The sequence below is a fragment of the Arthrobacter sp. zg-Y919 genome (assembly GCF_030142045.1).
Classification (GTDB): domain Bacteria; phylum Actinomycetota; class Actinomycetes; order Actinomycetales; family Micrococcaceae; genus Arthrobacter_B.
In genome coordinates this window covers 2,183,985-2,197,665 of record NZ_CP126242.1, presented here as the reverse complement: position 1 = coordinate 2,197,665, position 13,681 = coordinate 2,183,985, and the positions used below count along the sequence as shown (strand labels likewise).

The 13,681-nt window shown below is 62.3% G+C and carries 11 protein-coding genes; 6 read left to right on the top strand and 5 right to left on the bottom strand.

All coding sequences use genetic code 11. The features are described from left to right. Positions 1-47: 47 nt before the first annotated feature. From glf to QNO10_RS10310, 4 genes are all read left to right on the top strand, one after another. Positions 48-1,235: a UDP-galactopyranose mutase gene (glf, locus tag QNO10_RS10325; protein WP_229950449.1), complete on the top strand. Its 1,188-nt coding sequence runs from the start codon at positions 48-50 to the stop codon at positions 1,233-1,235. 113 nt (positions 1,236-1,348) lie between these two features. Next, positions 1,349-3,241, top strand: a complete 1,893-nt coding sequence (locus QNO10_RS10320; protein ID WP_231707686.1) for a glycosyltransferase — start codon at positions 1,349-1,351, stop codon at positions 3,239-3,241. 2 nt (positions 3,242-3,243) lie between these two features. Continuing rightward, complete coding sequence (locus QNO10_RS10315) at positions 3,244-4,116, top strand: ABC transporter permease (RefSeq protein WP_231707677.1); 873 nt, start codon at positions 3,244-3,246, stop codon at positions 4,114-4,116. 3 nt (positions 4,117-4,119) lie between these two features. Next, positions 4,120-4,848 carry an ABC transporter ATP-binding protein gene (locus QNO10_RS10310; protein ID WP_229950454.1) on the top strand — a complete coding sequence of 243 codons (729 nt, stop codon included), beginning with the start codon at positions 4,120-4,122 and terminating at the stop codon, positions 4,846-4,848. A gap of 75 nt (positions 4,849-4,923) precedes the next feature. Here QNO10_RS10310 and QNO10_RS10305 read toward each other — a convergent pair whose 3' ends face one another. After that, positions 4,924-6,897 carry a DUF6541 family protein gene (locus tag QNO10_RS10305; RefSeq protein ID WP_229950456.1) on the bottom strand — a complete coding sequence of 658 codons (1,974 nt, stop codon included), beginning with the start codon at positions 6,895-6,897 and terminating at the stop codon, positions 4,924-4,926. A gap of 68 nt (positions 6,898-6,965) precedes the next feature. After that, a complete protein-coding gene (rfbA, locus tag QNO10_RS10300; protein ID WP_229950459.1) occupies positions 6,966-7,835 on the bottom strand; it encodes a glucose-1-phosphate thymidylyltransferase RfbA in 870 nt (289 codons plus the stop codon). A 145-nt stretch (positions 7,836-7,980) separates the two neighbouring features. Between rfbA and QNO10_RS10295 the strand changes: the two genes are divergently transcribed. Together QNO10_RS10295 and QNO10_RS10290 are read left to right on the top strand one after the other, a co-directional pair. Then, positions 7,981-9,153, top strand: coding sequence for an acyltransferase family protein (locus QNO10_RS10295; protein ID WP_229950461.1), 1,173 nt, complete (start codon positions 7,981-7,983; stop codon positions 9,151-9,153). Beyond that, a complete protein-coding gene (locus QNO10_RS10290; protein WP_229950464.1) occupies positions 9,150-11,138 on the top strand; it encodes a hypothetical protein in 1,989 nt (662 codons plus the stop codon). The genes QNO10_RS10295 and QNO10_RS10290 overlap by 4 nt, the downstream gene beginning before the upstream one ends. 110 nt (positions 11,139-11,248) lie before the next feature. Here the strand turns inward: QNO10_RS10290 and QNO10_RS10285 are convergent, their stop codons facing one another. Genes QNO10_RS10285 through QNO10_RS10275 form a run of 3 tightly spaced genes read right to left on the bottom strand, consistent with a single transcriptional unit; the run spans position 11,249 to position 13,681 of the window. Then, a complete protein-coding gene (locus QNO10_RS10285; RefSeq protein WP_229950466.1) occupies positions 11,249-12,340 on the bottom strand; it encodes an NAD-dependent epimerase/dehydratase family protein in 1,092 nt (363 codons plus the stop codon). A 24-nt stretch (positions 12,341-12,364) separates the two neighbouring features. Next, positions 12,365-13,252 carry a glycosyltransferase family 2 protein gene (locus QNO10_RS10280; protein ID WP_229950469.1) on the bottom strand — a complete coding sequence of 296 codons (888 nt, stop codon included), beginning with the start codon at positions 13,250-13,252 and terminating at the stop codon, positions 12,365-12,367. A gap of 51 nt (positions 13,253-13,303) precedes the next feature. After that, positions 13,304-13,681, bottom strand: a complete 378-nt coding sequence (locus tag QNO10_RS10275) for a DUF2304 domain-containing protein (protein WP_229950471.1) — start codon at positions 13,679-13,681, stop codon at positions 13,304-13,306.

Genomic DNA, 13,681 nt, shown 5'->3' with positions numbered 1-13,681 from the left:
CCGGGTATAGGCCGGATCGGCCATGCCGTACCAAACAGGAGATACAAGTGAACGTTGACCTCGTCGTCGTTGGGTCGGGCTTCTTCGGCCTGACCGTAGCCGAGCGCGCTGCCAAGGAACTGGGCCTGAAGGTCGCGGTCCTGGACCGCCGCCACCACATCGGCGGCAACGCCTATAGCGAGAACGAAGCCCAGACCGGAATCGAAGTGCACCGCTACGGCGCCCACTTGTTCCACACCTCGAATGAGCGGGTTTGGGAGTACGTCAACCGGTTCACCGAATTCACCAACTACGTGCACAAGGTCTACACCAGCCACAAGGGCGAGGTGTACTCCATGCCCATCAACCTGGGCACGATCAACCAGTTCTTCCGTTCCTCGATGGGCCCGGCCGAAGCAAAGGCCCTGATCCAGGAGCAGGCAGGCGAACTTGCCGGCACCGACCCGGCGAACCTCAACGACAAGGGCATCCAGCTGATCGGCCGCCCGCTGTACGAGGCCTTTATCAAGTACTACACCGGCAAGCAGTGGCAGACAGACCCCAAGGACCTCCCGGCGGAGATTATCAGCCGGCTGCCCGTCCGGTACAACTACGACAACCGGTACTTCAACGACAAGTACGAGGGCCTGCCCGTCGACGGGTACACCGCATGGATCGAACGGATGGCCGACCACCCAAACATCCAGGTGCACCTGAAGACCGACTTCTTCGACGAAGGCCACGAGTTCTCCCGGAACAGCACCCTCGGACAGGTGCCGGTCATCTACACCGGCGCCGTCGACCGTTACTTCGACTACGCCGAGGGCGACCTCTCCTGGCGCACGATCGACCTCGAGGAAGAGGTCCTTCCGGTCGAGGACTTCCAGGGCACCTCGGTGATGAACTACCCGGACGAGGACGTTCCGTACACGCGGATCCACGAATTCCGCCACTTCCATCCCGAGCGCGAGTACACCAAGGATGCCACCGTCATCATGCGTGAATTCTCCCGCTTCGCGGAAAAAGGCGATGAGCCGTACTACCCCGTCAACACAGCCGAGGACCGGGCAAAACTGCTGGCCTACCGCGACCTCGCCAAGGGGGAAAAAGACGTCCTCTTCGGCGGCCGCCTGGGCACCTACAAGTACCTTGACATGCATATGGCCATCGGGTCGGCGCTGTCGATGTTCGACAACAAGATCAAGCCCCACTTCACCGGTGGAGCAAAGCTGGAAAGCGGAGGAGTAGACGCGTGAGCAACGCCATAGTGGAACGCCAGCCGGACGAGGACAGTGCAGAGCAGCACTGGTCCACGCTGCAACGCGTCATTCTTCCTTCGCTGAACCAGTTGGACACCGTCCCCCTCTACATGGACACCGGCAGCGCCACGGGCGTGCAGCTGTCCACCATGAACGGCGACGCCAAGTCCAAGCCTTCCAGTCCGCTCGTGTCATCCGCCCCGAACAAGGAAGTGCACGCCGAAGACTTCCTCTCCCGGCATTCCACGTCGGTGCGCGCCGGTGAGCGTGCTTCATTCGGCACCTACTTCAATGCGTTCCCGGCCAGCTACTGGCGCCGCTGGACCAACCTGGAAACCGTCAGGCTGAGGGTCCGGACCGTCGGCACAGGTGCGGTCAGCGTCTACAAGTCCAGTGCGCGCGGCGCCCTCCAGCACGTGCAGACCCAGCGGGTCACGGGGGAGGAAGTCAGCACCTTCGAGTTGAGCCTGAACCCGTTCGGCGACGGCGGCTGGTACTGGTTCGACCTGGTCGCGGGATCCAAGTCCTTTGTCCTGGAGGAAGCGGAATGGCAGGCGCCCGGAGAACCGGTCAAGTCGGGCACCGTCACCCTGGAAATCACGACGCTGAACAAGACGTCGTTCTGCATCAACAACCTGCGCATCCTTGGTGAGCACCCGGAAGCGCTGGCCAACGTCAAGGAAGTCCTGATTGTCGATCAGGGTACCCAGAAGGTTGCCGATGCAGAGGGCTTCGCCGAGGTCGAGGCAATGCTCGGGGGCAAGCTGCGCATCGTCAACCAGGCCAATCTCGGCGGTTCGGGCGGCTTTGCCCGAGGCATGTACGAGGCTGTGGAAAGCGGCAGCGACTATGTGCTGCTGCTGGACGACGACGTCGTGATGGAGCCCGAGAGCATCTCGCGGCTGTTGACCTTCGCCGACAGGTGCAAGACCCCCACCATCGTGGGTGGCCACATGTTCGACCTGTACAACCGCACGGTCCTGCACACCTTCGGCGAGACGGTCAATTCGTACCGTTTCCAGCCCGACCAGCCCCATGCCGAGATGAGCCTGGGCCACGACTTCGTCCGCTCCAATCTGCGCCAGACCTCTTGGATGCACCGCCGGGTGGACGTGGATTACAACGGCTGGTGGATGTGCCTGATCCCCACTCAGGTGATCCGTGACATCGGACTTTCGCTGCCGGTTTTCATCAAGTGGGACGACGCCGAATACGGGCTGCGTGCCAAGAGCGCCGGCTACCCGACGGTCTCGATGCCCGGTTCCGCCGTCTGGCATGTCTCTTGGATCGACAAGGACGACCTTGTCGGCTGGCAGGCCTACTTCCATACCCGCAACCGGATGATCGCGGCGCTGATCCACAGCCCGTACGAGCATGGCGGCCGCGTAGTCCGCGAAACCGGCTACATCGACCTGAAGCACCTGATCTCGATGCAGTACTACACCGCACAGGGACGCGTCATGGCGATGCGCGACCTGCTCAAGGGGCCGGGGCATCTACATGAGCTGCTGCCGACGAAGCTGCCGGAGATCCGCGCGATGGCCAAGGAATTCAGCGATTCGCAGATCCAGTCGGAACCGGAGGCCTTCCCGGCACCGGTCATGCACAAGCCGCCGCGGCACGGCCAGGGCTTCGCGGCGCCGTCCTACGCCACGCTGATTCCTTGGGCCGCCAAGACCGTGGTGCGCCAGCTGACCAAGAAGATTCCGCAGACCAGCAAGGAACACCCGCAGGCCTACATCGCCCACCAGGACAACAAGTGGTGGCGCATGTCCCAGTACGACAGTGCGGTTGTCTCCAATGCTGAAGGTACCGGGGCTTCCTGGTACCAGCGCGACCCGAAGCAGCTGCGTGTCCTGCTGGCGGAAAGCCTCCGCCTCAACGCGGAAATCCTCAAGAACTGGCAGAGCCTCAGCGACCAGTACCGCGAAGCGCTTCCGGAAATCACGTCCTTCGAAGCGTGGAAGAGCACGTTCGAGCAGCACTCGGAAGAGAGTAAATAAGCTTGGCCACCGGTGCACTGGAAACCCCCGGGCGGGGAGCGGGACTGGCGGACATAGTCCGCTCCCGCTTCCTGCTGAAGCTCCTCGTTTCCAAGGAACTGAAGGTCCGCTACCGCGGATCCATCCTCGGACTCCTGTGGTCCTACGTGAAACCAGGCGTGCAGTTCGTTGTCTTCTACATTGCCCTGGGCGTTTTCCTGAACCAGGAGCAGAGCGACCGCAATCCAGACGGGCTGCCCAACTACGCGATCTACCTGTTCTCGGGCATTGTCCTAATCAACTTCTTCACTGAGGCGCTAAGCAACGCATCCCGGTCCATCGTTGGAAACGGTGGGCTGATCAAGAAGATCTACCTGCCGCGGCAGCTCTTTCCTGTCGCGTCGGTCTGGGTCTCCGGGGTGCACTTCGTTCCGCAGATCGTCATTCTGTTGATCGCATGCCTTTTCAACGGATGGCGCCCCTCCCTGCTCCAGCTGGCGGCCGCGGCCGCGGGATTCATCATCGTGGCATTGCTTGCCACGGGGCTGGGGCTGCTGTTCGGGGCTGTGAACGTCTACTTCCGTGATGCCGAGAACCTCGTGGACATGCTGCTGATGATCGCGACCTGGGCCTCGCCGGTGCTGTATTCCTGGCAGATGGTGCACCGCACGCTGGGGGAGACGTACTTCAACCTCTACCAGTTGAACCCGATCACTGTGGGCGTGGAAGCCTTCCACTACGCGTTCTGGCTGCCAACCACGGACGGTGCGGAGGGTATTCCCCCGCACCTGCTGTCCATGTGGATACCCGTCGCCCTGGCCATATCGGCAGCGGTCCTGCTGCTTGGCCAGCTCGTTTTCCGTCGCCTTGAAGGCCGTTTCGCGCAGGAGCTGTGAGCCGTGGCAAATGCCATTGAAGTACATAACGTCAACAAGCAGTTCGTCCTGCGGCACACCCGCTCCATGAAGGAAGCCTTTGTCTGGCTGATCAAGGGCCGCAAGGGTGATCTCTCCGAGAAGTTCCATGCACTCAAAGGCGTCTCCCTGGACATTGAGCAGGGGGAGACGGTCGCGCTGCTGGGCTTGAACGGTTCCGGCAAGTCCACGCTGCTCAAGCACATCTCGGGGGTTATGAGGCCCGATACCGGGACGGTTGGCACCCGTGGACGGGTGGCCGGCCTGATCGAGGTTGGCGCGGGTTTCCACCATGACCTCAGCGGACGGGACAACGTCTACCTGAATGGCGCGATCCTGGGCATGACCGAGCAGGAAATCGACGAAAAGTTCGACTCTATTGTCGAGTTCTCCGAGATCGGCCAGTTCATAGATACCGAGGTCAAGTTCTATTCCTCCGGTATGTACCTCCGGCTGGCGTTCTCGGTCGCCGTGCACACGGATCCCGAGGTCTTCCTTGTGGACGAAATCCTGGCCGTCGGTGACGAACCGTTCCAGAAAAAGTGCATCGACAAGATCAAGGAGCTGGCCGGCGAGGGAAAGACGCTCGTCGTCGTCAGCCACGACCTGGACCTGGTTTCAAGGATCTGTGACCGGGGGATCCTGCTAGAACACGGACACATCGTTATGGACGGTCCTGTGCATGAGGTCGTTACCAAGCTGCGGGCCGGCTAGGAAAAAACCGCCACGCAGAGAAGTGTTCCAGATAGGTACTGGAACACTTCTCTGCGTTAACGCGGGGCCAGTCTCTCAGCAGCCGATGAACTCGTACAGCCGGGCGTTACCCACAGCCTTCACCAGCTCAAAGTCGTCCGATCCGCGCAGCTTCTCAATCCCGGGGTACCGGTGGTCGCCGCCGTGGACTTCCTTCCGGCCAAGGTCCAGTACGTACTCGACGTTCTCTTCCGCCGCGGCGGCGCAGACCTCCGGCCGCTCGTCGGCGTCGCGAAGGTACTTCTCCACCGTGATGATGTCTTCACTGACGGTGTCGAGGGTGTGCTTGTGCGTGGTATCCCTGTCACCGAAGGCATACGCCAGCGCACCGCCGGTGTAGGGATTGACTGCCACAGTGGCATCTTCGGGGACCAGTTCGTCCAGCTGCTCCATGAGTTCGAGCTCGTCGGTCGAGACGAGGGCAGAGTCGTCTGTGAGGGCATACATGCTGCTGGCACGCGCCACGGCGTCATCCATGTTTCGGCCCTGCGTTAGCGGAAGAAGGACGGCCACGGCAGCTACAGCTGCGGCTGCGGTAAGAACCGTACGCCTGCGCGGGGTCAGCCCGGCAACGGCTCTTGCAAGGGAGCCCCGGGAAGCGGCACGGCGCCAGAGCCCGGTAAGCACGGCGTTGAGGCCCAGAATGGACAGGGGAGCGGCAACAAGAGGCAGGACCGCGGCAAGGCGGTAAGCGTCGTTGTACCAGACACCCGTCACGAAATCCCGGAAGTCCGTGCTTTCAAACCCGGCAACGATGACGAAGACACCGATGGACACCAGGTAGGACGCCGGGAGCCACCACAGCCGCTTGTTTTTCAAACAGGCCGCAACACCGACAATGGCCAGCACACTCACCACAAGGGCTACAGGCCGCCCAAAGGGTGCATTGAGAAGTGCTTCGCCGAAGGCTTGGGCAGAGGTCTCCACCCGCTCCCAAATCGCAGCCACTTCGGGCGGACGGATAACGTTCCACAGGACCGCGAACAACGCCAGAACGGCTGCTAACACCACGGTGGGCAGGATGAACGACCGGGCGCCGGCACCGCGTGAACGCAGCGAACCTATCAGGAAGCAATAGGCGCCAATCACCAAGGGGACAGCGAGCAGAAGCAGGGTCATCATGCCGTTGGGGTGGGCGATGGCGATTCCCGGGTAGGTAAGCGCGCCCAGGGCAACGCCGGTTTTGACACTGAATTTCGCTTCGGGCGCCTGACCGAAAACGACGGCGGCAATGGCCAGGCCGGCAGGAACCAGCGCCAGTGCCATGAAATTCGGATAAATGACTCCGAAGTCGAGCAGGAGGATGGGGAAAGCCGGGAAAGCTGCAACCAGGACGCCGGCGCCCACCTTTGCCGCTGGCACGAGTTTGGCCAACTGGCGAACAGCGAAAAGAGCGGAAAGCGGCCAGACCATGGCGGCGAGGACTATGTTTCCGGCGCTGATGCAGACGGTCAGAGGGGCGCCCGTGAGCTGGACGATCAGCGACATGAAGCCGTGCCAGGCGGCAGGATAGAAGGAGACCGGCCCGTCGCCAGCGGTCATGGATTCAACCGTCAGGGAGGAAGCATCGCCGGTTTCGGTGATGTGGTGGACCGCGTTCAGGTGGAAGATATTGTCAAACGACTGGGAAAAAGCCTCAGGACTTCCGACAACCCTGACCACCTGCAGGGCGATGATGAGGAAGGCCACGGCGGCGCCGGTGAAGAACAGCAGGTCACCCCTGATTCTTCCGAACCGCTGGGCAGGAGAGTCCACGCCAGCCCGGCGGCCGACCAGCAGTGCGAGCACAGCCACCAGTGCGGCACCGGCCAGCGGAACCGCGATGCTCCAGGAGATCCCGGCGAGCGAGGCCACCATGGCCCCAACACTGATAAAGGTGATGGTCACCAGCGGGGCAAGCGCCACGGCGTCGAAAACCCGAAGCCGCAGCGCCAGGGTCACCGCCAGGCCTGGAATAAAGAGGATTGCCGCGGCAGCAAGTATCACAGGGATGGCTTCGAGCCAGTCCATTCAGTTCCTATCGTGGTTATGCCCGCAGGAAGCGGGACAGCGCAGGCGGCATGGGCCGTCGGGCCGGACTATTTTCCTTGGGCGAGCAGAGTCAGCAGATACTCGCCGTAGCCGCTCTTCACGAGGGGCTCCGCGCGGGCCCGCAGCTCGTCGTCCGTGAGGAATCCCGAGCGCCAGGCAATCTCTTCCGGGGCACCGATCTTCAAGCCCTGACGGCTTTCGACCGTGCGGATGAAGTTGGAGGCATCGTTGAGGGAGTCGAACGTTCCGGTATCCAGCCAGGCCGTGCCGCGCGGCAGGATATCCACCTGCAGGCGGCCCTCGGCCAGGTATGCCTTGTTAATGTCGGTAATTTCCAGCTCGCCTCGGGGGGACGGCTTCAGATTGTGGGCCTTCTCGATAACGTCGTTGCCATAGAAATACAGCCCGGGAACGGCGTAATTGCTCTTCGGTACGGCGGGCTTCTCTTCAAGTGACAGGGCCGTGCCATCCGGCATGAACTCTACGACTCCGTAGGACGTCGGATCGGCGACCCAATAGCCGAACACGGCGCCGCCATCGACATCCGCAAACCGGCGAAGCTGCGTTCCCATTCCATGGCCATAGAAGATGTTGTCGCCCAGCACCAAGGCCACGGTGTCTGAACCGATGTGGTCCTCGCCGAGGACAAATGCCTGTGCGAGGCCGTCCGGTGTGGGCTGCTCCGTGTAGGTCAGGGACACGCCGAATTGCGAGCCGTCGCCAAGGAGACGTTTGAACTGTTCCGAGTCATGCGGCGTCGTGATAATCAGGATGTCCCTGATCCCCGCCAGGATGAGGGTGGACAGCGGATAGTAGATCATCGGCTTGTCGTAGACGGGTACCAGCTGCTTGCTGATGCCCAGGGTAATGGGATGGAGTCGGGAACCGGTTCCTCCGGCCAGAATGATGCCACGCATAGTATGCAGTATCCCCTGTGCCCTATAACCGGCAAAATTGGGGCGGTAGGATGGCTGCCCGCGGAACCCGCGGCCCTTTCATGCGTCGACAGCGGTCACTGACCGCTGGGTTATCATGGATAGTTGTCTATGGTCGGGAGGGCCAGTGTCAAGAATCGATCGTTCAGCAGGTCAGCTCTGGATCGGGAAGCAGTTTGATGCCCGAAACAACAGCCTTAACCTGATCCGCCTGCTGCTTGCGCTGGTTGTTCTGGTGCACCATAGCTGGCCCCTGTCCGGGTCCCATAACGAACCCGGTTTCGCGGGGGACACCCTGGGCGGCTGGGCAATAGCCGGCTTCTTCGTGGTCAGTGGCTACTTGATTACCGCAAGCCGCTACACCCATGGTTTGGGGGACTACCTCGTTCACCGGGTGGCACGGATCATGCCGGCTTTCGTGGTCTGCCTCGTCGTTGTTGCGGCTGTATTTGCGCCCATCGGCTACGTGGCGGCCAAGGGCAACCTGGACGGCTTCTTCGGAACCGGAACCACTCCCTTGAACTATGTCTTCTCCAACATGGGCTTGAAGATGACCACGTACGACGTGGCCGGGACCCCGCTTAACGTCCCCTACGCAGGTGCCTGGAATGGTTCCCTGTGGAGCTTGTACTACGAGTTTGTCTGTTACCTGGTCGTTGCTGTCCTGGGCTGCTTTGCGTTCTTCCGGAAATCCCCCTGGCTGATGACGGCGGCATTTGCAGGCAGCGTCCTGGTCCGGGCGAACATCGACACCGTTTTGCCCTACGTCCAGAACAACTTCGATTTCCGTCTCCTCTTCCAACTGCTGCCCTTCTTCCTGGGCGGTGCAGTGGTACAGGTCTGGAAGGACCGGATCGGTATCCATTGGCTTCCGGCGGTCCTGTCGATCCTTGCCGCCGTCCTGATTACGGCTTTCGTTCCCGGCTGGGGCGGCGCAGCCTCGGCCGTCTTTATCTGCTACGGCATTCTGTGGATTTCCCTTTGGCTCCCGTCCCCGAACCTGATCAAGCGGAACGACGTCTCGTACGGCCTCTATATATATGCCTTCCCCGTGCAGCAGCTGCTTGCCGTTTACGGCATCCATGAGCTGGGTCTGCTGCCGTTCACGGTACTGGCGACCGTGGTGGCCGTTCCGCTGGCCATAGCCAGCTGGCTGCTCGTTGAGCGTCCCGTTATGCGCCGGGTCCGCGGACGCAGGAAGAAAGCTCCTTCTGCCTCTCATCCGGAGCCCGCACCGGTGGAAGCTTCCCGGCCCGCGGCCGCGGCGGCGGCAGCTGCTCCCACGGTCTTGAACAAATGACGGTTACCCAGACCCGCGGCCCTGAACTCGCCGCTCCGTCTCCGTCGCGCAGGACCCTGCCCCCAACCACCGCCGGAGCCCTCGCCGGTATCGTGGTATTTGCCTTGGTTGTGCTGCTGCGGGCTGCAGGGGTCCTCAACGGTCTGGTCATGATCGCTGTCCTCCTCGCACTCGTCCTACTCCTGCCCGTTGGACGGACACTTTCCCGCAGGATTCTTCTGACCTTCCCGATTCTGCTGGGTGGCGTTCCGATGCTCTGGTGGGTTCCCTGGCCTAATCTGCTCCCGGACCGCGGGACACTGGTCCTGGCAATCGCCGCTGGTGCCGTGGCAGCGGCGACGGCCGGCGGGTTGGCAGGCGGCAGGGGAGCAGGCCGGCTGCTGCCGCGGATCAGCCCCATTGACTTCATCCCGCTGCTGGCGGGAGTTGGTGCGGCCTCCGTACAGCTCAATTACCTGACAGTGCGCGGGATGGACCAGGCCTTGTCCCTGCTGTCCACCCGGTGGGACCACGCTTCGCACTTCAACATGTTCTACATGCTCCGGACCGAGGGTCAGGTCATTCCTCTGCTGCCCCCAAGCCCGGACGGCAGCCAATGGTCCTTCAACGACTACCCGCAGGGATTCCACTCCCTGCTGGCCACCCTCTCCGAACTGGTGCACGGTGATGGACCGACGACGGCGGCGGCGGAGCTTGTCAGCTACGCGAACCTGTCGGCCGTCGTCGTCGTGCTGGCTGTGGTGATGGTGGCAGCGGGTCTGTGCGCTCTGCCGAGGTTCCGCCACAACCAGCTGCTCGGGGCTCCGGTCGCAGCCCTGGTCGCGGCGGGATGGGTGCTCGGCCCGGGTGCCTCCGCCTTTATGCACGGTTTCGCCAACTTCTTCCTTGCCGTTTCCCTGACGGCAGCCGCTGTTCTCCTGACGGTCTCCATGGACCGTTTGACCATGGCGATTCCTCTCGCCGCCGCAGCATCAGCTGTGGTGGGAATAGCGAACAACTGGATGCCGCTGCTTCTGTTCATTCCCGGTGCCTTGGTCATGGTCTGCCTTCCTGCCTCGCGCAGCCGCTGGAAGATGTCTACGCGCAGCTGGACCGGAACGGCCCTCATCCTGGTGGCCGCAGTGATCGGCACGGCAGTTGCGCTTTATCAGGTCGCTTCGGTTGAGGTAACTGATGTCCTGACAGCCGGCGGTGGGTTCCCTGCAGTCGACTTTGGTCTTTTGTGGTTCCTGGTCCTGGCCTGCGCAGTTCTGTACGTCCTCGCGTTCAGCCGCAGGGGACGTGACTCCACCACACGCTCCGCAGAGCTGCGCGCCCGCTGGAGCGTCCTTGTACTGGCCAGCGGCGTGCTTGTGGCCATCGGTATGTCGGCCCTGCAGATCACGGATCTGGGGGAACTTTCCTACTACGCGCTGAAGCTCATCCTGGCACTCCAGCTGATGAGCCTCGTACTTCTTGGCCTTATGGTGATGCACGTCGTGCGGCTCCCGGCCGCGCCCTTGAAGCGCCGTTCCCGCCGCCGCACGCGTGGAACCGCCAGGGTTATCGCCAGTGCCGTTTCGGTCCTCGCCGCCACCCAGTTCTTCGGGAGTACGGTTTCCCTGCCGGAGCTTGGGCTGCCGGCTGCCGCGACCGGCGTCCTGGAGCGGACAGAACAGGACCAGCGGGCCGCTGCCGGGGTACCTAACCAGATCCGGAGCGTCATTCGGGCGGTGGAAAGCAACGAGGGCACGCCGGCCATGTACCTCACCACGTCGCTGGGCCAGATCGATCCCATCCTGGCCCAGCAGTGGTACAGCGGCCTGACCCGTACGTACACGGAGAAGAACTGGACGCTCTCCTGGCACCTGTTCCCCCTGTACGACGGCGCTGACCGGCTTGAGGAAGTGGTCACCGCTGTTCTCGATGAAGAGCCGGAAGCCCTGCTGGTGGTCGATCAGGAGAATGAAGCGCTCCTGGAACAGATCCTGCGCGATCGGGAGTAGTAGCCGCGTCCGTCTGCAGTGTGTGGACGGCAGGCACGGAAAAGGGGAGCAGTTCATGGAACTGCTCCCCTTTTCGGTACCGCAGGTGCGGTGCGGTGTGTCCGCGGACCCTAGACCGGCTGGACGTTGGGCTGGTCGTCGATCCAGCGTGCCAGGCGGTCAATGCCCTCCTCGAGGGTGTACCGGGGCTTCCAGCCCAGTTCGGCGCCGGCAGCCTGCACATCGGCCCAGGCATGGCGGACATCGCCTTGGCGGAACTGTCCGGTGACGTGGGGCTCGGGCGCGCCGTAATGGGCAGCAATGAGTGCTGCGGCCGTGCCGATCGTCTGGAACTCTCCGGAGCCGATGTCCAGGATCCGGGACGGTACCGAGGCTGAGGTGGCCGCGGCAACAACGGCGGTAGCAATATCATCGATCAGGATGAAGTCGCGTCGAACGTCGCCGTCCTCGTACAACGGAATGGACTTGCCGGACTTCGCGATGCGGCAGAAGAGCGACATGATTCCCGTGTAAGGGTTGATGAGCGACTGGCCGGGTCCATAGACGTTCTGCAGGCGGAGGATGGCGGTCTCTACGCCGTACGACTTGGCCCATGCCTGGATCATGTTTTCCTGCGCCAGCTTGGTCGCGCCGTAGACGCTGACCGGTGCCGGGAAAATCTCCTCTGCCTTCATGGCGGTAGGTTCGGCGTCGGGGAAGTCCCACTGGCTCGCTTCCAGCGTTTCGCTGGTGCGCTGGCCCGGGTAGAACAGCTCGCCGGACCCAGCCCGGCGCCAGGCACCCTCGCCGTAAACGGCACGGCTGCTGGTCAGGACAATCCGGCGCGGAAGCTTCTTGTGGCGGTTGAGCGCATCCAGCACGGTGGAGGTACCCACCACATTGGTCATGGCATGCCGTGTCGATTCCTCCAGGGACTGGCCGGTGCCGGTTTCGGCTGCCAGATGGATGACGACGTCGGGGGTGACGTCTTCAAGGAGACGGTCCAGATCCGCAGCCACGGTGATGTCTCCAACGAACAGCTCTGCACCGGGTGCGAGCTCTGCAGGCCTCTCGGCCGAAGGATGGATCTGGGGGTGGAGGCTGTCAATGACTACCACGCGGTCGAAGGACTCGACCAGTGCCTGGGAGATGGAGCAGCCAATAAACCCCGCGCCGCCGGTGACCAGGACCGTGCCTGCTTTAGGGGTCTGTGCGGTATTCACAAAAGTGCCTTTCTTGGAGGTGGTTCAGCGGCCAAAACTATGGCGGAGGAGGACCTTGGCGGCTGCGGTGTTGCGGTTCAGAAGAGCTTTGGGCAGCAATGTCAGGGCGTGTGCCCTGGACGTCAAGCGCAGCATGGCTGCACGCTTGGCCCGGGACCAGCCCAACTCGTCAGCCTGGGTGGCGGCAAGCTCGAAGTATTCCCTCTCGCCTGCGAAACGGGAGCCGTCGACGAGCTTGGACGATGAAGCGCTGGCGGTATGGCGCCGGTAGGCGAAGCACTCGGTCGAGACAAGCAGCAGCTGCTCCCCCCGGAAGACCATGTCCATGACCAGGGCGAGGTCCTGGATGATCGGGAATCCGTCCCGGAACTCCACGTCACGGATTTTGTCGGTCCGGAAGGCAAGGGCCGGCCAGTACAGCCAGTCTCCATGCAGGAGGTTCGCTGCAAGTGCTTCTCCGGAGAGGATCCGGTATTCACCAGCCCGGGGCCGCACCACGTTCTGCTTCACACTGTCCGTAAGGGTGCGGGTGAGGGCACCGGACTCGTCTATGACCTGGACGCCCGGCTGAATGACTGCGGCCTTGGGATAACGCTTATGGGCTTCGAGGATCGTCTCGACATAATTCGGCAGCAAGACGTCGTCCGACCCCAGGATGGTGATGACTTCCTGTGTCGCCATGGAGACGCACGTCCGGTAGTTGGCAGTGATGCCCTCGTTGGACTCTTTTCGAATGTACTTAATCCGCGGATCCTCGACGCCGGCAAAGTAGTCCCGCACGGTGGTGTCCGGATAGGCGTCGTCCACTACCGTGAGCAGCCAGTCGTCGCTCGTTTGCGCGAGGACGCTCTGGACGGTGTCCATCATGTAATCAGGATCGCCCCAGTAGGGAATGAAGATATCAAGTGGCATAAAGGTACTTCTACGCTTTCGGTTGAGATGTGGTGACCATCTAGGGCACCGCTACGGCTGGTCGGCGGAGGCCGCGGATCCGTTGTCCTGCGAGCACGACAGCTTCTCAACCTGGACGCGCAGGATGGCGACTTCTTCAGCCAGGGTGCGGGTTTCGTCTTCGACCTCGGAGATTTCCACCGAAAGGTGGAGCAGGACGCCAAGGAGGAAGACGATGCTGATTGCGAAGAGCAGGTTGGATGGCACCTGGACGCCAAGCAGCCCGGCTGCCACGCCCAGAAGGTAGGGGAACCAGGCCAGGATCAGGATGAGGAATCCCACGATCAGCCATAACGCCGCGTACTTTTCGCGGAGCTTCTTCCTGCGCAGCAGATCCAGGACGAAAACAAGGATGATCAGGGGCAAGGCAAATGCGGCGATAATTGCCAC

Coding starts and splice junctions, on each gene's coding strand:
- QNO10_RS10305 (WP_229950456.1), bottom strand. CDS start 6,897: ATGGACTGGCTCGAAGCCATCCCTGTGATACTTGCTGCCGCGGCAATC.
- QNO10_RS10280 (WP_229950469.1), bottom strand. CDS start 13,252: ATGCCACTTGATATCTTCATTCCCTACTGGGGCGATCCTGATTACATG.
- rfbA (WP_229950459.1), bottom strand. CDS start 7,835: ATGCGTGGCATCATTCTGGCCGGAGGAACCGGTTCCCGACTCCATCCC.
- QNO10_RS10290 (WP_229950464.1), top strand. CDS start 9,150: ATGACGGTTACCCAGACCCGCGGCCCTGAACTCGCCGCTCCGTCTCCG.
- QNO10_RS10320 (WP_231707686.1), top strand. CDS start 1,349: ATGGACACCGGCAGCGCCACGGGCGTGCAGCTGTCCACCATGAACGGC.